General features: G+C 40.0%; 17 protein-coding genes and 1 pseudogene. 4 read left to right on the top strand and 14 right to left on the bottom strand.

Annotated elements, in window-relative coordinates; genetic code table 11:
* Window positions 1–45 precede the first annotated feature (45 nt).
* Window positions 46–963, bottom strand: coding sequence for a CPBP family intramembrane glutamic endopeptidase (locus tag A3I7_RS0101650; protein ID WP_018375045.1), 918 nt, complete (start codon window positions 961–963; stop codon window positions 46–48).
* 175 nt (window positions 964–1,138) lie between these two features.
* On the opposite strand from A3I7_RS0101650, the gene A3I7_RS0101645 reads away from it, so the two are divergent.
* The 3 genes from A3I7_RS0101645 to A3I7_RS0101635 all read left to right on the top strand — a co-directional run bounded on the left by A3I7_RS0101645 (window position 1,139) and on the right by A3I7_RS0101635 (window position 6,321).
* Window positions 1,139–3,304: an ABC transporter substrate-binding protein/permease gene (locus tag A3I7_RS0101645; protein ID WP_018375044.1), complete on the top strand. Its 2,166-nt coding sequence runs from the start codon at window positions 1,139–1,141 to the stop codon at window positions 3,302–3,304.
* Window positions 3,304–4,044, top strand: a complete 741-nt coding sequence (locus tag A3I7_RS0101640; RefSeq protein ID WP_018375043.1) for an amino acid ABC transporter ATP-binding protein — start codon at window positions 3,304–3,306, stop codon at window positions 4,042–4,044. The genes A3I7_RS0101645 and A3I7_RS0101640 overlap by 1 nt, the downstream gene beginning before the upstream one ends.
* Window positions 4,045–4,806: 762 nt before the next feature.
* A complete protein-coding gene (locus tag A3I7_RS0101635; protein WP_018375042.1) occupies window positions 4,807–6,321 on the top strand; it encodes an ATP-binding cassette domain-containing protein in 1,515 nt (504 codons plus the stop codon).
* Between the two features lie 128 nt (window positions 6,322–6,449).
* Here the strand turns inward: A3I7_RS0101635 and A3I7_RS13930 are convergent, their stop codons facing one another.
* The 3 genes from A3I7_RS13930 to A3I7_RS13485 form a co-directional block, all read right to left on the bottom strand.
* Window positions 6,450–6,617 carry a hypothetical protein gene (locus tag A3I7_RS13930; RefSeq protein WP_018375041.1) on the bottom strand — a complete coding sequence of 56 codons (168 nt, stop codon included), beginning with the start codon at window positions 6,615–6,617 and terminating at the stop codon, window positions 6,450–6,452.
* A gap of 239 nt (window positions 6,618–6,856) precedes the next feature.
* Window positions 6,857–8,170, bottom strand: a complete 1,314-nt coding sequence (gene obgE / locus A3I7_RS0101625) for a GTPase ObgE (RefSeq protein ID WP_018375040.1) — start codon at window positions 8,168–8,170, stop codon at window positions 6,857–6,859.
* A gap of 69 nt (window positions 8,171–8,239) precedes the next feature.
* Window positions 8,240–8,368 (bottom strand): DUF4044 domain-containing protein, encoded by a 129-nt coding sequence (locus tag A3I7_RS13485; protein ID WP_018375039.1) that lies wholly within the window; start codon window positions 8,366–8,368, stop codon window positions 8,240–8,242.
* Window positions 8,369–8,533: 165 nt separating this feature from the next.
* Here A3I7_RS13485 and A3I7_RS13010 point away from each other — a divergent pair.
* Window positions 8,534–9,776: pseudogene (locus A3I7_RS13010) on the top strand (aminopeptidase).
* A gap of 635 nt (window positions 9,777–10,411) precedes the next feature.
* Here A3I7_RS13010 and A3I7_RS0101610 read toward each other — a convergent pair.
* The 10 genes from A3I7_RS0101610 to A3I7_RS0101565 form a co-directional block, all read right to left on the bottom strand.
* Complete coding sequence (locus A3I7_RS0101610) at window positions 10,412–11,140, bottom strand: pseudouridine synthase (RefSeq protein WP_018375037.1); 729 nt, start codon at window positions 11,138–11,140, stop codon at window positions 10,412–10,414.
* Between the two features lie 103 nt (window positions 11,141–11,243).
* The gene (locus A3I7_RS0101605) at window positions 11,244–11,663 is read right to left on the bottom strand and encodes a F0F1 ATP synthase subunit epsilon (RefSeq protein ID WP_018375036.1); all 420 of its coding nucleotides are present in this window, start codon (window positions 11,661–11,663) and stop codon (window positions 11,244–11,246) included.
* Window positions 11,664–11,675: 12 nt separating this feature from the next.
* Window positions 11,676–13,082: a F0F1 ATP synthase subunit beta gene (gene atpD / locus A3I7_RS0101600; RefSeq protein WP_018375035.1), complete on the bottom strand. Its 1,407-nt coding sequence runs from the start codon at window positions 13,080–13,082 to the stop codon at window positions 11,676–11,678.
* A gap of 62 nt (window positions 13,083–13,144) precedes the next feature.
* Complete coding sequence (locus tag A3I7_RS0101595) at window positions 13,145–14,020, bottom strand: F0F1 ATP synthase subunit gamma (protein ID WP_018375034.1); 876 nt, start codon at window positions 14,018–14,020, stop codon at window positions 13,145–13,147.
* Window positions 14,021–14,034: 14 nt separating this feature from the next.
* Window positions 14,035–15,540, bottom strand: a complete 1,506-nt coding sequence (atpA, locus tag A3I7_RS0101590) for a F0F1 ATP synthase subunit alpha (protein WP_018375033.1) — start codon at window positions 15,538–15,540, stop codon at window positions 14,035–14,037.
* Between the two features lie 15 nt (window positions 15,541–15,555).
* Complete coding sequence (locus A3I7_RS0101585) at window positions 15,556–16,092, bottom strand: F0F1 ATP synthase subunit delta (protein ID WP_018375032.1); 537 nt, start codon at window positions 16,090–16,092, stop codon at window positions 15,556–15,558.
* Window positions 16,092–16,589 (bottom strand): F0F1 ATP synthase subunit B, encoded by a 498-nt coding sequence (gene atpF / locus A3I7_RS0101580; protein WP_018375031.1) that lies wholly within the window; start codon window positions 16,587–16,589, stop codon window positions 16,092–16,094. The genes A3I7_RS0101585 and atpF overlap by 1 nt, the downstream gene beginning before the upstream one ends.
* A 20-nt stretch (window positions 16,590–16,609) precedes the next feature.
* Window positions 16,610–17,323, bottom strand: a complete 714-nt coding sequence (atpB, locus tag A3I7_RS0101575) for a F0F1 ATP synthase subunit A (protein ID WP_026217079.1) — start codon at window positions 17,321–17,323, stop codon at window positions 16,610–16,612.
* A gap of 39 nt (window positions 17,324–17,362) precedes the next feature.
* Complete coding sequence (locus A3I7_RS0101570; protein ID WP_003064078.1) at window positions 17,363–17,566, bottom strand: F0F1 ATP synthase subunit C; 204 nt, start codon at window positions 17,564–17,566, stop codon at window positions 17,363–17,365.
* Window positions 17,567–17,786: 220 nt separating this feature from the next.
* Window positions 17,787–20,180 carry a glycogen/starch/alpha-glucan phosphorylase gene (locus A3I7_RS0101565; RefSeq protein WP_018375029.1) on the bottom strand — a complete coding sequence of 798 codons (2,394 nt, stop codon included), beginning with the start codon at window positions 20,178–20,180 and terminating at the stop codon, window positions 17,787–17,789.
* Between the last annotated feature and the right edge of the window lie 306 nt (window positions 20,181–20,486).

Genomic DNA, 20,486 nt, shown 5'->3' with positions numbered 1-20,486 from the left:
TTCTACTATTTTATCATATCATCAAAAAAGACTGAGTTTTAAGACTCAATCTTTTACAACTTCTTTTTCTTTGTATAATAGCAGAGCTAGAATAATGCTAGCAACAAGTAAGACCAAACTCGTCAGCAAACTACCTTCCGTTCCAAATCGGCCACCCGAAACCCAGTCTGCTGCGCCAGCTTTATTGACAAAATGGAAGAGTGACTTTCCTGCACCTGCCCCACTAACTGCTACACCAAAGACGTTACCTTGCGTGAAATTCCAAGCCCCGTGAAGACCTGCTACACCCCAGAGGTTATCCGTCTTTAGCATATAAAGTGCCATGAAGACACCCGATAAAATAATTCCCATGATTGAAAAGATCGTAACATGAGAATTTGACAAATGCATGAAACCAAATAAACTGCTCGAAATCCCAATCGCTACCGCTAGATTACTCCGCTTGTTGATTATTGGCAAGAGCCAACCGCGGGTTAATAACTCTTCTGTACCGCCTTGAACAAACCAAAACGGGATAATTGATAAAACATAGATAACTGTTGACCACGAAAAATCCACGCTTTGTAACCTTACCCCACCAAATAGATAGGTCAAGGCAAAAGCAAGGGTGAAAATTTCCATACCTACACCCCAACCCTTGAGGATTTCCAAAAACCAACCTTGCTTAAAAAAACCTAAACTGGTAATTGAGCGTTTTTCATACCATTTAACCCAAGCAAATTGACTTAATGCCACAAAGCTAAACAAACCTAGCTGAAAATAAATTGAGCCAAGTAAAGTACTAGCCATCTCAGGTTTGAGAAATACCACCGGCATAAGTAACAAACCAAACGTTGCTCCTCCTACAAATTGCCCCAAAAGGAAGAATAAGACAACCATACTACAGACGATTAAGATGGTAAACCATGCTGGCAAGGACTCGTAACGGTAAGTATGATTTTCTAACATTCGTTTCTTAAACATTTGTACATTCTCCTTGTAACTTCGTAATAATACAATTATACCACAAATATTTTAGTGATTCAATCATCTCACAATTATCATAATGTTACGTTTTCTTACATGAAAATTCTTAATATTTGCTTAATTTGCTGTTTTTTGTTATAATTTTAACTAATTATTTAAAAAGGAGACTTACATGAAGAACAGACTTAAAGCTCTTATGCTAGTAATGTTATCAGTAATCTTTGTATTTGGCGCCAAAGCATCAGCCGATACAATTGATATCGTTTCGGATACTGCATATGCGCCATTTGAATTTAAAGATTCTGACCAAGTATATAAAGGAATTGACGTTGACATCATCAATGAAGTTGCTAAACGCGCAGGTTGGGACATTAATATGACCTTCCCTGGCTTTGATGCCGCAGTTAACGCTGTCCAATCTGGACAAGCGGATGCCCTCATGGCAGGAACGACTATTACAGAAGATCGTAAAAAAGTAATGACTTTTTCCGATCCTTATTTTGATACTACCATCGTTGTTTATACACGTAGTGATGCTAAAATTTCAAAATATAGTCAACTGAAAGGGAAAACTGTAGGGGTCAAAAATGGTACAGCTGCTCAAACGTTCCTTGAAAAAAATAAAGACAAATACGGTTATACCATTAAAACATTTGACACAAGTGACCTGATGAATAACAGCCTTGACAGCGGTGCGATTGATGCCGCCATGGATGACAAACCTGTTGTTCAATACGCCATTAACCAAGGAAAATCCTATGCCATTAATATGGATGGTGAAGCAGTGGGAAGTTTCGGCTTTGCAGTTAAAAAAGGCAGTGACTATGAATACCTAATCCCACAGTTTAACGAGGCCTTTGCTGCCATGAAAAAAGACGGAACTTATGCAGCTATCATGAGCAAGTGGCTTGGCAGTGACACGACAGCTTCTGAATCAACTGGAGACGCTGACGCTAAAGCCACACCTGTCAAATCAAGCTACAAGATTGTCATGGACTCTTCATTTGCACCATTTGAATATCAAAATGATGCTGGTAAATACGTTGGGATTGACGTTGAACTCATTAAAGCTATCGCCAAACAACAAGGCTTTACAGTGGAATTGAGCAATCCCGGTTTCGATGCTGCTCTAAATGCAGTTCAAGCTGGACAAGCTGATGCCGTTTTGGCTGGTATGTCAATCACTGATGCTCGTAAAAAAATTTTTGATTTTTCGGATTCTTACTACACCTCGAAAATCTTACTTGCTGTTAAAAAAGGAAGTTCTGTAACAAACTATAGTGACCTTAAAGGAGCCACTGTCGGTGCAAAAAATGGCACAGCTTCTTATACTTTCTTAGAAAAGAATGCTGACAAGTACGGCTACACTTTAAAAGCTTTTGACGAAGCCTCTTCCATGTATGATAGCTTGAATTCTGGATCCATTGATGCTCTCATGGACGATGAAGCGGTATTACGCTATGCTATTACCCAAGGTCGTAACTTTGAAACGCCTATTGATGGCGAACCTTCTGGTGAATATGGATTTGCCGTTAAAAAAGGAACAAACCCTGAACTCATCCAAATGTTCAATAATGGTCTTGCCGCCCTTAAAAAATCTGGAAAATACGATAAAATCATCGCTAAATACCTCGGTACAGAAGAAAAAACATCAACAAAAACAGTTGACGAAACGACTATTTTTGGCTTAATTTCAAACAACTACAAACAATTACTTTCAGGTCTGAGAACAACCCTCAGCCTGACCCTGATTTCTTTTGCCATTGCTACTATTATCGGTATCATCTTTGGTATGATGGCCGTCAGTCCAAGTAATGTCCTTCGTACAATCGCAGCTATCTTCGTGGATGTGATACGCGGTATTCCACTTATGATTGTAGCAGCCTTCATTTTCTGGGGAATCCCAAACCTTATTGAATCCATCACAGGTCATCAAAGTCCAATCAATGATTTTATGGCTGCCACAATTGCACTTTCGCTTAATGGCGGAGCTTATATTGCTGAAATCGTTCGTGGTGGTATTGAAGCTGTTCCATCAGGACAAATGGAAGCCAGTCGAAGTTTAGGTATTTCCTACAATACAACCATGCGTAAGGTTATCTTGCCACAGGCTGTAAAATTAATGCTTCCAAGCTTTATCAATCAGTTTGTCATCTCACTCAAAGATACGACTATCGTGTCGGCTATCGGACTTGTCGAACTTTTCCAAACAGGTAAAATCATCATCGCTCGCAACTATCAATCCTTCCGTATGTATGCTATCTTGGCAATCATCTACCTTGTGATGATTACTATTTTGACACGTCTCGCAAAACGATTAGAAAAGAGGCTTAAATAATGGCAGAATTAAAAATTGATGTCCAAGACTTACACAAATCTTATGGACAAAATGAAGTTTTAAAAGGTATTGACGCCAAATTCTACGAAGGTGATGTCGTTTGTATCATCGGTCCTTCAGGTTCTGGTAAATCAACCTTCCTTCGTACTCTCAACTTACTTGAAACAATCACAAGTGGAAAAGTCGTTGTTGACGGTTATGAACTTTCAGATAAAAGTACCAATGTTGACAAAGCACGTGAAAATATCGGAATGGTATTTCAGCACTTCAACCTTTTCCCACACATGACTGTTCTTGAAAATATTACCTTTGCTCCCATTGAACTGGGCAAGGAAAACAAGGAAGAGGCTGAAAAGCACGCCTTAGAATTATTGGAAAAAGTTGGCTTATCTGACAAAGCTACCGCTAAACCTGACAGTTTGTCTGGTGGTCAAAAGCAACGTGTCGCTATCGCACGAAGCTTGGCCATGAATCCTGACATCATGCTCTTTGATGAACCTACATCAGCACTTGACCCTGAAATGGTCGGAGACGTTCTCAACGTTATGAAAGACTTGGCTGAACAGGGCATGACCATGCTGATTGTTACCCACGAAATGGGATTTGCTCGCAAGGTTGCCAACCGCGTCATCTTCACCGATGGCGGACAATTCCTCGAAGATGGCACACCAGAACAAATCTTCGACAACCCACAACACCCACGTCTCAAAGATTTCTTGGATAAGGTCTTGAATGTGTAAAAACATAAAAAGGAATCGCAAACAAGCGGTTCCTTTTATAATGTTATCAGCATCGCTCATTTTCTTAAAAATATGTAGTATCTATTCTGAGAAGTTGCTAGCTACTCAAAAAGATTTAGCTTATCTTCAGTCGAAAATTTTTTCATGAAGACTATAAAGTTCTCATCTTCTTTTCTCAATTTCTAAAAGACAAACTACCAAGGGGCAATCCAGAAAGAAGACCGTTTCATAAGCTTCAAAACATCTAGCTTAAACTAATTGTAATTACCATTTATAACCTATTAAGGAGTCCATTCAACAAATATTTCGGGGGATACCACTTTTACCTTCTTTCCAATTAACAATCCAAGGTAACGAACAGTAATTTCGTTTTATCTGCTAATTTTTTGAAAAAGTTGGTCTGCCACTCTCTGAATATCCAATAACAATCATCTCTTCATTAGTAACTTCTTAAATTTTTATATTGTAGTATTTTCTTTGACTTTTTGAAAACGTTTTGTTAGACTATATACGAATAAATCTCGGAGGTACAAGGAGCCATGAAAAACTAAGAAACTAATTGTTGATATTCCTTATCAAGTTATGTTTTTTAGTGCGCTTTCTTGCTCTGCCTTTAAGGAACAAATGTAAGTCTTTTTAGCTACACCAATATCACTTTTCCTGTGACTTGGTGTCGAACTTACTGCTTAACAGATTCCCGCTCACTTTCAACTCTCTACTTGGTAAGGTAGAGAGTTTTTATTATTTGAAAGGAATTTTTATATGCTAAAAATTGACCACTTAACCATCAGTCATCAAAAAGATTTACAGACGCTCATCAAGGACCTATCACTCGTTGTTAATCATGGTGACAAGCTAGCCATCATCGGTGAAGAAGGTACTGGCAAATCTACTCTCATCAAAGCTATTGTCTCACCTGAACATCTTGCCAATTATGCCATCCTTGATGGTAAGATTCACAATCAGTTCGTCAACACTGCTTACCTGCCCCAAGATTTACCAACAGAGGATTTGGAAAAAACTGTCAGCAACTTTCTTTTTCAAGATTTGGATTACAACCAGTTTGATTTTAATCTTTTTTATAAAATGGCAGAGCTACTGCAGATGAGTAGCCAGCGACTAGACAGTAATCTGCAACTCATGAGAAGTCTATCTGGCGGTGAAAAAATCAAATGTCAGTTACTCAAATTACTGGCAACGGATCCTGATTTACTGATTTTGGATGAGCCATCCAGCGATTTGGATCTAGGCAGTCTAAAATGGTTAGAGAGATTTATCCATGAGACGGATAAGACCGTTATCTTCATCTCCCACGACGAAGCTCTGCTAGAACACACAGCTACCGCTATTCTCCACCTTGAACTACTAAAAAAGCGTCAGGAGCCCCGCGCTAGCTATTTCCAAGGAGATTATAATTCATACAAGACCTGGCGTCAGGTAACCTTCAACAAACAGATGCAAGTAGCACAAAAAGAACGCGAGGAGCATGCCAAGAAAATGGCGCGACATCATCGCATCCATCAGAGTGTGGAGCACACCGTTCGAAATACGCATGACGCTACCGCTGGCCGACTTATTGCTAAGAAAATGAAAAATGTCCTGTCGCAGGAAAAGCGCTACGCCAAGGAAGCTGAGAATTTTCATGAAATCCCTCAAGATATGGAGGCTATCAATCTCTTTTTCTCTCATATCAAGCCTTTGCCAGTTAGCAAAGTCCTACTTCGCTGGGAGCAACATCCTTTGCCAACAGGTCAGGTGATTGCGTTAGAGGTTCGGGGGCAGGATAAGCTGGTTATCACGGGGCAAAATGGTATCGGCAAGACCCGCCTGCTAAAAGAACTTATCGCTGAGTTGGACACAAAGTCAGAGCTTTCTGTCGGCTACATGCCGCAACACTACGAAGACCTGCTGGATGACAGGCAGTCCGCCCTACAATTTCTCACAGCAGTCAGCAGTGAGGAGAAAGCCCGGATGCTGTTGGCTAGCTTACAATTCACTCGCGAAGAAATTACTCACTCTGTCAGCCATCTTTCCGGTGGACAAAAAGCAAAACTCTTTCTGGCTAGGATGGTTTTAGCAGGAAATAATGTCCTTATTTTAGATGAGCCAACACGTCACTTTTCACCGACCAGTCAACCAATTATTCGCCAGTTGTTGGCAGATTTTCCTGGATGTTTAATTTCAGTCTCTCATGATCGGTTATTTATCAAGGAGGTAGCCAAGAAATCGTATGAGCTAGATCACGTTACTCTAAAAGAACTCGCTTATACTCAATGAAAATCAAAAGTAGCCTAGGAAACGAAGCCGACGATAGAACTTGAGTTCATCAAGGCAAGTTGACAACGGATAATTTTGATTTTCGAAGAGTATTAAACAAAAATCGGAGCAGACTCACTGCCCCGATTTTATTCTATTTTAGACTTTTCTTTGGCTAATCGCTCACGCTCAAGCCGTAATTTTCGCTTTGGATTCAACGCGTTAAAGAGTTCTTCTAATTTTTCAGCATTCCAAACATCGGCAGCTGAAACAAAATTTCCATCCTTATCCTTGAATGATATCGGCTTATCTCCCATAAAATACCTCACTTACTTGAATGATTAAAGAAATTGAAGATAACGTACTTATGTTCCACTATCTTATTGATACGTTGTTCAAAAACTTATGATGTGAGAAAAGTAATTCTGATTTAATCACCTTTTAAACGAATAAACTAGAGGTTGAGACAACGAAATCGAACTTCTCCTAAATTCATGACCTCTGTTCACTCTCTACGATTTAGTTGTTGACTTTAGGCGCAACTAAACCTTTGAAGTTAATCCACAAATTCAAAAACGAAGTTACCGATACGAACAAGGTCTCCATCCTTGGCACCGCGCTCACGAAGTGCTTCATCAACTCCCATACCACGTAATTGACGTGCAAATTTCATGACAGACTCATCACGCTCCATATTAGTCATGATAAAGAGTTTTTCAAGTTTTTCACCAGATAGAACCCAAGTCGCATCATCATCACGACTAATTTCAAACGGACGTTCATCAGCCTCAAAGCCATAATAAACCTCTTCTTGTTCCATGTCATCCTCAGTGTAAAGAAGAAATTCATCTGTCTGTTCAAGTAATTCTGCAGTTGCTTCCAGAAGATTTTCCAAACCTTGATGAGTCAGAGATGAAATTGGGAAAATCATTGGCAATTCGTCAAATTCATCATATTCAGCAGCCAATTTTTCTTTGAAGACCTTCAGATTTTCCTCAGCTTCCGGCATATCCATCTTGTTGGCTACGATAATTTGAGGACGCTCTAGGAGACGAAGATTATAAGTTTCTAGCTCCTTATTGATTTGACAATAATCTTCATAAGGATCACGTCCTTCGCTAGCTGACATATCGATAACATGTAAGATCACACGAGTACGCTCAATATGTCGAAGGAATTGCGTTCCTAGTCCTACACCTTGGCTAGCTCCCTCAATCAATCCTGGGAGATCAGCCATGGCAAAGCTATCCCCAGACTTCGTACGTACCATCCCAAGATTGGGCACGATTGTGGTGAAGTGGTAAGCACCAATTTTTGGTTTTGCAGCCGAAACCACGCTGAGAAGGGTTGATTTCCCGACAGATGGAAAGCCAACTAGTCCTACATCTGCCAAAATTTTCAATTCTAATTCCAACTCACGTTCTTCACCGAGTTCGCCATTTTCAGCGATTTCTGGCGCAGGATTACGAGGGGTTGCAAAACGGATATTCCCTCGGCCACCACGACCACCATGAGCCACGATAAATTCCTGACCGTTTTCTACAAGGTCTGTAATGACCTTACCAGTTTCTGCATCACGGACAGTTGTCCCTTGAGGCACGTGCACAATCAAGTCATCTGACCCGCGTCCGTGCATACCCTTAGTCATGCCTTTTTCACCATCTTTTGCCTTAAAACGTCGATTGTAACGAAAGTCCATGAGGGTGCGAAGCCCTTCATCTACTTTAAAGACAACCGAGCCTCCCTTGCCGCCATCGCCACCCCAAGGACCGCCATTTGGCACATATTTTTCTCGGCGAAAGGCCACCATACCATCACCACCACGACCAGCCTTAACGCTAATCTTGGCAGTATCTAAAAACATACTCATACTTTTTTCCTACTTTTTATAAAATGACTCGCACTCATTTGCAAGCATAAAAAAACGCTTAACAGCGTCTTACAGGATGGACGCAATCGCTGTCGCAATCAATCCACCAACGGTTACAAGAACCATCAAAATAACAACAAACAAAGTCAATTTTTCAAATGCTGTTTTTTTACGTGGTCCATTTTCTCCAAAAGCCACAGTCCACACCTCTTTTACTGAATTTTGCTAGTTCTATCTTAACATGATTTTGCTAATAAAGCAAACACTAGCCATTTGAATTCAATTGAAACGTTTTCAGCTTTCTTGTGATTTTTATTGAAATATGCTAGAGTAAGTCAGTAAGAAAAAATAAAGGAGAATTTTATGGTATTACCAAACTTTGAAGAAAATTTAAAAAAAATATGCCAACTTACTCATTGCAAAAGGGGTAAATATCCAAAAAGGACACACCCTTATTATTACGATTGCCGTTGAACATAGCCACTTGGCACGCCTATTGACTAAGACTGCCTATACTTACGGCGCTGCCGAGGTTGTAGTAGATTATGTGGATGACCAGATTACCTTAGAAAAATTGCTCCACGCAGACGAAGATCGAATAACTTCTGTTGCTGATTACATTGTTGCAAAATCTGATCATTTTTTAGCTAAAAAAGCCAGTCGGCTAGTCGTTCGCTCAGCAGACCCAAATGTTTTTGCAAGTGTAAACCCAGATCTTCTGGCCGCAGCCACACGTGCTACTGCTATTGCACTTGACGCTCAACGGACAGCCACTCAGGCCAATCAGATTAGCTGGACTCTAGCAGCTGCCACAAGTCCCGAATGGGCAGCTATGGTATTTCCAGAGCTAAGTACTCCCGAAGAACAAATTGATGCTCTTTGGAATGCCATCTTCAAAATGAACCGTATCTACGAGGAAGATCCAATCAAGGCTTGGGATGAACATCAAAAACGTCTGACATCAAAAGCTGATATCCTTAACAAGTTTCAGTTTGATGCTCTTCACTACATCGCACCTGGAACAGATTTGACGCTTGGTATGCCTAAAAATCATGTTTGGGAGGCAGCAGGTAGTATCAATGCTCAAGGTGAACTCTTCATTGCAAATATGCCAACTGAGGAAGTCTTTTCCGCTCCTGATTATCATCGTGCTGATGACTATGTAACTTCCACCAAACCATTAAGCTATGCTGGTGTGGTGATTGAAGATATGACCTTCACCTTCCAAAACGGTAAAATCATCGAGGTGACAGCCAAAAAAGGAGAAGAAACTATCAAACGCCTTATTGAGGAAAATGATGGTGCCCGTTCACTTGGAGAAGTTGCTCTTGTTCCCCACAAGACAGCTATCTCACTTTCTGGCTTGACATTCTTCAACACACTTTTCGATGAAAACGCTTCTAATCATCTGGCAATCGGGCAAGCCTATGCTTTTAACATTGAAAAAGGAACTGAAATGACTTCAGAAGAGTTAGATGCAGCTGGGCTCAATCGTTCAACTACTCACGTGGATTTTATGATTGGTTCAGACAAAATGGATATTGATGGTATCACAGCAGATGGCAAAACCGTCCCTATCTTCCGAGGCGGAGAATGGGCTATTTAAAAAGCTGACTTATTGAGAATAAAATAGTCAACTTCTTACACTTTTATCATTATGCACACTGACAGCCCGCCCCCACTTATGCTAATCCAATGTTATTGGCTTTATTGGGTGAAATTCTATTCTACCTCAATCAGCGCCACTGATTCTTGAGTTAAGCTTTTACACAATCTCTAAGCTTTTTTAGTCATTCAGTGTGCTGTGAGATTTTATCCACCAGTCTAGGTAAAGACCAACGGAGGTGAGGAATAGAATAAATGAAGTTCGTGTTATTTGCTGCGGGTAGCTTGTACATTTCGAAGGATTGTTTCCTGTAGGAGATGAAGCTTATGATAGTTTGTCACTTCCATTAAATGCTCAAATTATTTGAAGTTCCCTCATTAGGCGAAGTCATAAATGTAAGCTAAATAGCTATAAATAAAGATTGTAAATAAGAACCTGTATTCACAAGTGAAGCGCTAATCATGACTACAGGTTCTAAGTTTTACCTTGGTAAATAAACTCCTCGTATTGAAAATTGAATATAGACTTCTAACACTATTGCAGCTGCTACAGAAACGAAATTTCTTTATCCATTGTAGCAGTAAAAATAAACTAAGCGGTAACAATATATATTTATTTCTGTTTGACCCTGCTTTTTACAAATCAACGTTGAAGACCACCAGACGTTCCAATTCCTCAGAAGTCAGATGACGCCACTGTCCCAAGGACAAGTTTTTCTCCAAAGCCAGCGGCCCCATGCCTAATCTCTGTAAATCTACTACCTTCTTACCACATGCTGCCACCATTCGCTTGATTTGATGAAACTTCCCTTCCTTAATCGTAATTTGCACTATAGTCGTCTGAGTAAGATTGTCAATCTCTTTTATGACCAGTTGCGCCGGCTGACAGGTAAAATCCTCTAAAATAATTCCCTTTTCAAAAGCCTCAACATCCTCGTCAGTCATGATGCCTTCGACCTTAGCCTGATAAAGCTTATCTATATGACGTTTGGGCGATAGCATAGCATGTGCCAAAGGTCCATTATTAGTCAACAAAAGCAGACCATGTGTATCAATATCCAGACGACCAACAGGAAACACTGCCTTGTCCCTGGCTTTTTTATCCAGCAAATCAAGAACCGTTTGATGATGATTGTCTTCAGTCGCCGAAATAACTCCCTTAGGCTTGTTGAGAAGATAATAAACATATTTTTCGTAAGTCAAAGCTTGACCTTGACAAGTGATTTTATCCGTAATTTCATTAATATGACGCTTGGCAGAGCTTTCCACAACATCATTGACTTTAACCATTTTCTTCTTTAAAAGCTGCTTTACCTCTGTACGCGAACCTACTCCAGCTTCTACTAAAAATTTATCTAAACGCATGATGACTCCTTTTTCTCCATTATAGCATGAACCCCTAAGATACAAACAGCAAAAAAACCGCCTCAGTGCGGTTTTTGCTGTTTATCCTAAAAAAGTAGATAACCTAACGGTGACTTCCAACATTGATACGATTAAGAGCGCGGCGAAGAGCAACTTGAGCACGACGGACTTCGTCAATATCATGTGTCGTCTGAGCGGCTTGTATTTTACGTTCGGCACGCAACTTCGCTCGTTCTGCACGGCTGACATCAATATCTCGTTCACGTTCAGCAGAGTCCGCAACAATTGTAACAAAATTATCACGAACTTCTATTATCCCTCCATTTATAGCAACCCAGTCCACATGATTTTCATCATCAATACGACGAATTTTCATTTCATGAACAATAAGTGGCGCAATGATATTGACGTGATCGGGGAGAATTCCCATGTCCCCATCAAGAGTTCTAATAGAAATGTATGTGGCATGATGGTCGTAGCGAACACCATCAGGTGTGACAACTTGAACAGTCATATATTTCATGACATCACCTCATTAGTAGCCCATTTTTTGTGCTTTAGCAACAACATCTTCAATAGGGCCAACATTACGGAAGGCATCTTCAGGAAGATTGTCATATTTTCCTTCAAGAATTTCTTTAAAGCCACGAACAGTTTCTGCAACTGGTACATACGAACCTGGTTGACCAGTAAATTGTTCTGCAACATTAAAGTTTTGTGACAAGAAGAATTGGATACGACGAGCACGACCTACCAGAGTCTTTTCCTCGTCTGACAATTCATCCATACCCAAGATAGCAATGATGTCTTGCAATTCACGGTAACGTTGAAGAACACGTTGAACTTCTGTTGCTACTGCATAATGCTCCTCACCAACAATTTCTGGAGAAAGAGCACGTGAACTTGAAGCCAATGGGTCAACAGCAGGGTAAATCCCCATTTGAGTCAGTTTACGTTCAAGGTTAGTTGTTGAATCCAAGTGAGCGAAAGCTGTTGCTGGCGCTGGGTCAGTGTAGTCATCAGCTGGTACATAAATCGCTTGGATAGAAGTGACAGAACCTTTTTTAGTTGATGTAATACGCTCTTGTAATTGCCCCATTTCAGTCGCAAGAGTAGGTTGATAACCAACGGCTGAAGGCATACGACCAAGAAGGGCTGATACTTCGGAACCCGCTTGAGTGAAACGGAAAATATTATCAATGAAGAGAAGCACATCTTGCCCTTCTACATCACGGAAGTACTCGGCAATGGTCAAACCAGTCAAAGCAACACGCATACGTGCTCCAGGTGGCTCATTCATTTGACCAAAGACCATGGCTGTTTTTTCAATAACGCCAGATTCTTTCATTTCCCAGTAAAGGTCATTTCCTTCACGTGTACGTTCCCCAACACCAGTAAACACTGAAATACCACCGTGTTCTTGTGCAATGTTGTGAATCAATTCTTGAATAAGGACGGTTTTACCAACTCCGGCACCACCGAAAAGTCCAACTTTACCACCCTTTAGATAAGGGGCAAGAAGGTCAATAACTTTAATACCTGTTTCAAGAATTTCTGATGCTGTTGATAATTCATCAAAAGATGGTGCTTTTTTATGGATCGGTTGTCGTTCAGCATCTTCAGCAAATGGTTCTTCCAAATCAATGGTATCGCCAAGTACATTGAAAACGCGTCCCAAAGTTTCTTTACCAACTGGTACACTAATTGCACGGCCAGTATCAAAAACTTCTAACCCACGTGTAAGCCCATCAGTTGATTCCATTGCGATTGTACGCACAAGTCCGTCACCAAGTTCAAGAGCAACTTCGAGAACGATTTTTTGCGCTTTATCGCCATTTTTATAAACAATCAACGCATTATTTATCTCAGGAAGTTTGTCGCCTGCTGCAAATGCAACGTCAACGACTGGTCCAACAACCTGAGCAATTTTGCCTGAGCTCATCTATTTCTCCTTTTTAGATTTCTAGATATATTCCTTTTTATGAGTTGAATGTCTCACTTTTCTTATTCCAACGCATTTGCACCCGCAATAATCTCTGTGATTTCTTGCGTAATGGCTGCTTGGCGTGCACGGTTATATTGAATGGTCAACTCGTTAATAACATTTTTAGCGTTATCTGTAGCAGTCTGCATAGCTGTCATTCCAGCAGCATGCTCTGCCGTTTTAGCATCAACGATAGCCCCGTAAATCATACTTTCTGTATATTGAGGCAAGAGTTGTTCTAAAATAGCTTCACGATTTGGTTCCAATTCAAAATTAGCTGATGCCGGAGCTTCGGACTCTTCAACATCCAAGTCTCCTATTGGCAACATCTGCTGCACACGTACTTGACTCGTTAAACTATTGACATGGTGATTATAACACACATAAAGTTCGTCAAAGAGTTCACTTTTATACATTTCAACAGATTGGGAAATAATTTGTCCAACTTGCTCAAAAGATGGGTGATCCTCAAGCCCTCGGAGTTCGAAAGAAACGTTCATACCACGAGCTTTGAAAAAGTCTGAACCTACACCACCGATAGATATAATAGCGTAGTCATCCTCATTGTGATACTCTTCAATGATGTCCATCATAGCCTTGAGAATTTTAGAATTATAACCACCAACAAGACCCTTATCAGATGTGATAACGATATAACCTGTTTTTTTGACAGGACGCGTCGCCAACATTGGATTGTTGGAACCGTGGACTAAGTCTGAATGCAAGAGATCCGTTGTAATCTGACGTATTTTAGTTGCATAGACTTGAAAATCTTTAGCAGCTTGTTCTGACTTGGTCAGTTTACTAGCAGAAACCATATGCATAGCACCAGTAATATGGCTGGTTTTTTGCGTTGAAACAATTTTGGCTTTAATTTCACTAAGAGAGCCTGCCATAATAAACCCTCCTATCAGTTAAAATTCGCTTGATCTTTAAAGGCTTGGATTGCAGCATCCAACACTGCTTCTTCTGGAAGATCTTTAGTAGTACGAATCGTTTCAAAGATTGATTCATAGTGAACTTCAAAATAATCATACAAAGCTTCTTCAAAGGCCAAAATATCATTAACTGGAACATCATCCAAGAAACCATGTGTCAATGCATAAAGAATGACAACTTGCTTTTCAACAGCAAGTGGTTTATGGAGCGGTTGCTTCAATACTTCGACTGTGCGACGACCGCGATTTAATTTCGCTTGAGTTGCAGCATCAAGGTCAGAACCAAATTGCGTAAAGGCTTCAAGTTCACGGTAAGAAGCCAAGTCAAGACGAAGGGTACCGGCAACTTTCTTCATAGCCTTAATCTGGGCAGACCCACCAACACGCGACACTGACGAACCCGCATCAATGGCTGGACGAATACCAGAATTGAAGAGATTTTCTTGCAAGAAAATTTGTCCATCAGTAATTGAAATCACGTTTGTTGCAATATAGGCTGAGATGTCACCAGCTTGCGTTTCAATAAATGGAAGGGCTGTAATTGAGCCACCACCCAGAGCATCTGAAACCTTAGCTGAACGTTCAAGTAAACGACTGTGAAGATAGAAAACATCCCCCGGATAAGCTTCACGACCTGGTGGACGACGAAGAAGCAAGGATAATTCACGGTAAGCTACAGCTTGTTTTGACAAATCATCGTAAACAATCAAAACATGTTTGCCATTGTACATAAACTCTTCTGCCATTGCAACACCAGCATAAGGTGCGATATACAGCAGTGGTGATGGTTGTGATGCCGAGGCTGTTACAACGATTGTATAATCAAGTGCTCCATATTTACGAAGCGTTTCAACCTGTGTACGAACGGTTGATTCTTTTTGACCAATAGCCACATAGATACAAATCATATCTTGACCTTTTTGATTCAAGATAGCATCAATCGCAACTGATGTTTTACCTGTTTGACGGTCACCGATAATCAATTCACGTTGGCCACGTCCAATTGGAACCAAGGCATCAATAGCCTTTAAACCTGTTTGGAGAGGTTCAGAAACTGATTTACGTTGCATAACACCTGGTGCAGGCGTTTCAACTGGGCGAGTCGCTGTTGTTACAATCTCTCCAAGCCCATCTACTGGCTGACCAAGCGGATTGACAACACGACCGATAAGAGATTCACCAACTGGCACTTCCATGATTTTACCAGTACGTTTAACCTCATCACCTTCACGAATAGCTGAAAAATCCCCAAGGATAATGATACCAACATCGTTTGACTCAAGGTTTTGTGCCATACCGTAAGCACCATTTGAAAACTCAAGCAGTTCCCCACTCATGGCATTATCAAGTCCTCGAGCACGCGCAATACCGTCACCCACATAGGTAACGACACCAGTTTCTGTGACGTCAAAATTTGGCTGGAAGTTTTCAATTTGCTTTTTAATTAAAGCGCTAATTTCTTGTGCATTAATTGCCAAAAGTCACACCACTTTCTATTTTAAATTCATTTTTACTTGTTGCAATTGACGACGAATACTTGCGTCAATCACCTTATTATTAACATTTATGACAAAGCCACCAATGATAGACTGATCAATCTTCTCAATCAAACGTCCCGCTTTGACATCGAATTTACGAGCAACAGTCTCACGAATACGTGTCTTTTGTTCATCGGATAAAGACACTGCTGTTGTTACAACAATATCGTACTCATTTGTGATACGCCCGATTTCTACCAAAGCTCCGCGCAAGATTGCTTGAAGATAGACTTCGCGCTCATTTTGCAAAATTACCTCAAGAAAATTGTTTAGATAAACTGAACTAGACTCTTGAAGTAACCTAACCAATGTCGCTTTTTCTTCTCGTGGAACAGCCAAACTAGCTAAAGTTTTACTTAATTCCGTGTGTTCAAAAACATTGAGTATTGCTAGAATATCGCTTTGAACACTTGGGATACAGTTTTTCTCTGAAGCTACTTCTACGAGACTTTTTGCATATTGCTCAATTAGAGCCTGTTCCTTATTTGTCATCAGGCATCTCCTAGTTTGTCAAGATAACTGTTAATCAAGCCACTTTGCGCTTCCTTATCAAGGTTAGCTGTCATGATTTTTTCAGCTAAAAGGATTGTTAAGTCAGCAACCTCTTCCTTAACACTAGAAAGAGCTTCTGCTTTACTTTGTTCAATATCTTGACTTGCTTTTTCTTTTAAACGAGTCGCTTCATCGCGAGCCTCTGCGACAATCTGTTCACTCTTATGATTTCCTGCCTCTTTGGCTTCTTCTACGATTTGACCAGCTTCCGCTTTAGCTTGTGACAATTCAACTTCACGCTTTTGTGCCAAAGTTTCTGCTTCTTGACGTGCATTCTCTGCACCATCAATATCATTTGCAATCTTTTCTTCACGTGCTGCAAATATTCCTGTAATTTGCTCCCAGGCAAATAGTTTGACAAGAACAAGCAAAAGAAGAAAAGAGCCTGTCACGATAATAATATTACCAAGACTTGTAGCATTAATCAAAGTTGACATAATATGCTTTCTCCTTTCCTTTATTCTTCTTCATGATTCACTTTTTTACCAATGTAGGTTGACGATAACATGACAAATACATATGCCTGAATAGCTGAAATAAAGACTGAGAATCCTGTCCAAAGGACATTCAATATGAACGCCACCGGCCAAGCAATTGGGCTATAATGCGCAAAGCTAGTCAACAAACTCAGAACAATTTCACCAGCAAAAATATTACCATACAGACGTAACGTCAGCGAAATAACATTAGTAAATTCTTCAAGAAGGTTCATCGGCAGCATAACTGGTGTTGGCGACAAATATTCTTTTAGATATTTTTTGATACCATTTTTACGAATACCTTCAAAATGAACAATAATGGCAATTAACAAGGCTAAGCCAAAATTATAAGCCGCATTCGAAGTTGGAGAAGACCATAAGTTATAATCCCCAATTTCAAGTTTTGTTACTAAGCCAATATTATTTGCAATTAGTAAGAAGAAGAATAAGCCAAAGAAGAGGAGACTGTAATTACCAGTATAGCGTCCAAGATTGGGTTTAATAATTCCCTGAACAAACTCATATATCCACTCTAAAACATTCTGCTTACCTTTTGGTTTTAGCTGCATCTTGCGACTTGACCAAAATATAATTAGAAATGTCAAAAGTACAGTTAAGAGGGACATAGCGAGAATGGTTAGGTCGAATTTCACCCCTAAAAATTCCATTGTAGGATTTACAGAAGTTTCCAACTCTACCCCCTCCTTCTTTTTTATAAATTCTTAATCGTTTTATCCGACAAAGAAAGTTGACGCCAGTAGAACGAAGAAAGTACCTTCAATAAAGGCTACCCCCATAATCATAAGTGTTTGTAACTTACTGTACATTTCTGGTTGTCGTGCAGCAGATTTTGCAATATTAGCCACCAAAATCCCTTCACCAAGGCTAACGCCTAGAACGGCAATACCGAGTGCCAAGATCTTTAAATTCAACATAATGAATTCTCCTTTAAAAAATTTTTACCTTGCTATTTTAGTCCTATTTTTCAATAAAGTCAACGAATTTCCCTATTTTGAGTGCGTTTTCTTAAATTTTCTTTAACCTTTATAGACCATGATGTTAGATTTTATAACATTGTTTTCTGAAAATCATCCAAAACACAAAAAGAGCAGGTAAGGTGTCTCTTAACCTGCCCTCTTTACAATCTCTTAGACGTTATTTCTTTAGACGCCAGATTTCTTCAGCGTATTCTGTGATGGTATCATCAGAAGTGAATTTGTCTGAATTGGCAATATTTCGCAGAGACATGCGAGACCATGTTTCACGGTCACGGTAAAGCGCATCGATGCGTTCTTGTGCTTCAACGTAGGCTGGGAAGTCTTCGAGCAAGAAATACTCATCATTGTGAGTGATAAGAGCTTCGTAAATTTCCATGCCTTCATTTTGGATGTTTGGAATAGTACCATCAACAAAACTATCCACCACACGCTTGATGACTGGGTTGTTTTCATAAACACCACGTGAATAATAATCATGAGCAGCATAATGACGATAAACATCATCTTTATCCATACCGAAAATAACAATGTTATCATCACCAACTTCATCCTTGATTTCAATATTAGCGCCGTCCAAGGTTGCCAAAGTAATAGCACCTGTCATCATAAACTTCATGTTAGATGTTCCTGATGCTTCTTTGGATGCTAATGAGATCTGCTCAGATACATTAGCTGCTGGAATAATGATTTCAGCAAGGCTGACACGATAATTTTCCAAGAAGACAACTTTTAGTTTGCCTTGAATGCTTTCATCATTGTTTACAAGATTTGCCAATTCATTGATAATCTTGATAACAGATTTGGCAAAGTGGTACCCAGGTGCTGCTTTAGCTCCAAAGATGAAGACGCGAGGCACCACATCTTTATCAGGATTGTCCTTCAAATCGTTATAGAGCTTGATGATGTGCATCACATTGAGCAATTGACGTTTATAGGCATGAAGACGTTTGACTTGCACGTCAAAGATAGCTTCTGTTGATACTTCAACACCTGTTGATTCCTTGATGAAGGCTGCAAGACGTGCTTTAGCATCTTGCTTGACTTGGTAAAAGCTATTAAGTACCGCACTATCATCAACAAAGTCATTCAACTTACGAAGTTCATGGATATTTTTACGCCATTGTGTCCCAATGGTTTGATCAATAGCATATGATAATTCTGGAGCCGCGATTTGTGTCCAACGACGTTGCACGATACCATTTGTTTTGTTATTGAATTTTTCTGGGTAAAGGGTGTAGAAATCGTGGAGTGTATCTTCTTTGAGGAGTTCTGTGTGAAGCTTGGCAACACCATTGACAGAGTGACCACCGATAATGGCAAGATTAGCCATATGAATTTGGTTGTCTTTCACAATACGAGTATTTTCGATAATCGCTGGATCAATGCCTTTTTGCGCCATTTCAATAACGAATCGGTTGTCAATTTCAAGGACAATTTGGTAAACGCGTGGCAAAACTTTTTTGAATAACTCGGCATCCCATTTTTCAAGAGCTTCTGAAAGAATGGTATGATTCGTGTAGGACATAGTTTTCACAGTTGCATTCCATGCTTCTTCCCAGTTAAGGCCGTACTCATCAACCAATAGGCGCATAAACTCTGCTGGTGCCACCGCAGGGTGAGTATCGTTGATATGGACAGATACTTTTTCATGGATATTTTCAAGTGACAGACCTTGTTTGAGGTAAGATTTGATAATGGTTTGCAGACCAGCACTTGTCATAAAGTATTCTTGAACAAGTCGAAGCTGCTTACCTTCATAATTAGAATCATCTGGGTAGAGGGTCGAAGTGATGTCACGAACGCTACGAAGTGCTTCAATCGTTGGATAATCCAATTCATACTCTTCTGGGATTTCAACGTCCCAAAGGCGAAGATTGTTAATTACTCCATTTTCAAAACCAATTTGTGGCACATCGTAAGGTACGGCACGGAGTACTTGCGCGCCTTCATAAACTGGTACTAATTTCCCTTCTTCAGCTTTGAGATAAACATTTCCAAATAATTTGACATCTACGATGTCATGGTCTTTACGCACCTCCCAGACATTCCCAATAGAACCGAACCATGAATCAGGTAATTCAACCTGATAACCATCTACGATTCGTTGCTTAAAAAGTCCGTATTTATAGCGGAGCCCATTCCCAAAGCCTGGATAACCAGTTGTTGCAAGCGAGTCCATAAAGGCAGCAGCCAGCCGTCCAAGCCCACCATTACCTAGAGCCATGTCATGCTCTGCTGTTTTAACCGCTTCAAAGTCAACATTTAGGTCTGCAAACCCTTCCTTAACCAGATCCAAAATCCCTAAATTCAAAAGATTCGTTTCCAACATACGTCCTGGTAAGAATTCAATCGAGAAATAGTAAGCAATTTTTTGTTGCTTGTCAGATAAATTGTGATTACGGTCAATCCATGTCTTGGTGTAGTACTTACGAACTAATTTTGCTAAAGTTGTAAAAAGTTCCGATGGTGTTGCAGCAGGCACTTTTACCAGCTGCTCTTGGTGAAGTGTATCTTTGAAATCACGTATAAATTGTTCTTTTGTAAGTTGCATAAAAGTCCTTTCTTTTATTCATATTCAATATAGCTGCACTGGATAGACACATTTTATTTTGATAAATGCTTAGCCTTCAACGTAGAGCCGAACTCCTTTTCGTACAAGAATCAAGACAGACAATCATAATAGCTTCTCACACTGCTTTAAATCAAAGCTATAAAATAGCGCTACTACTAACTGAGACAAATTGAAAATCTAGTTTTATAATCAATTAGTTTATCTTTGATTACTTCAACGTAAGAGGAAACTCCGTTTCCTTATCTCCAACTTCAAACACTCCACTGGATTGTTTGAACTCACTTT

This window comes from Streptococcus orisratti DSM 15617 (assembly GCF_000380105.1).
Classification (GTDB): domain Bacteria; phylum Bacillota; class Bacilli; order Lactobacillales; family Streptococcaceae; genus Streptococcus; species Streptococcus orisratti.
The sequence above is the reverse complement of the archived record's forward strand: the minus strand, read 5'-3'. Positions and strand labels throughout refer to the sequence as shown.

What these genes read in the sequence shown, in the direction of transcription:
- A3I7_RS0101650 (WP_018375045.1), bottom strand. Translation starts at nt 963, where the DNA reads ATGTTTAAGAAACGAATGTTAGAAAATCATACTTACCGTTACGAGTCC.
- A3I7_RS0101645 (WP_018375044.1), top strand. Translation starts at nt 1,139, where the DNA reads ATGAAGAACAGACTTAAAGCTCTTATGCTAGTAATGTTATCAGTAATC.
- A3I7_RS0101640 (WP_018375043.1), top strand. Translation starts at nt 3,304, where the DNA reads ATGGCAGAATTAAAAATTGATGTCCAAGACTTACACAAATCTTATGGA.
- A3I7_RS0101635 (WP_018375042.1), top strand. Translation starts at nt 4,807, where the DNA reads ATGCTAAAAATTGACCACTTAACCATCAGTCATCAAAAAGATTTACAG.
- A3I7_RS13930 (WP_018375041.1), bottom strand. Translation starts at nt 6,617, where the DNA reads ATGGGAGATAAGCCGATATCATTCAAGGATAAGGATGGAAATTTTGTT.
- obgE (WP_018375040.1), bottom strand. Translation starts at nt 8,170, where the DNA reads ATGAGTATGTTTTTAGATACTGCCAAGATTAGCGTTAAGGCTGGTCGT.
- A3I7_RS0101610 (WP_018375037.1), bottom strand. Translation starts at nt 11,140, where the DNA reads ATGCGTTTAGATAAATTTTTAGTAGAAGCTGGAGTAGGTTCGCGTACA.
- A3I7_RS0101605 (WP_018375036.1), bottom strand. Translation starts at nt 11,663, where the DNA reads ATGAAATATATGACTGTTCAAGTTGTCACACCTGATGGTGTTCGCTAC.
- atpD (WP_018375035.1), bottom strand. Translation starts at nt 13,082, where the DNA reads ATGAGCTCAGGCAAAATTGCTCAGGTTGTTGGACCAGTCGTTGACGTT.
- A3I7_RS0101595 (WP_018375034.1), bottom strand. Translation starts at nt 14,020, where the DNA reads ATGGCAGGCTCTCTTAGTGAAATTAAAGCCAAAATTGTTTCAACGCAA.
- A3I7_RS0101585 (WP_018375032.1), bottom strand. Translation starts at nt 16,092, where the DNA reads ATGACAAATAAGGAACAGGCTCTAATTGAGCAATATGCAAAAAGTCTC.
- atpF (WP_018375031.1), bottom strand. Translation starts at nt 16,589, where the DNA reads ATGTCAACTTTGATTAATGCTACAAGTCTTGGTAATATTATTATCGTG.
- A3I7_RS0101570 (WP_003064078.1), bottom strand. Translation starts at nt 17,566, where the DNA reads ATGTTGAATTTAAAGATCTTGGCACTCGGTATTGCCGTTCTAGGCGTT.
- A3I7_RS0101565 (WP_018375029.1), bottom strand. Translation starts at nt 20,180, where the DNA reads ATGCAACTTACAAAAGAACAATTTATACGTGATTTCAAAGATACACTT.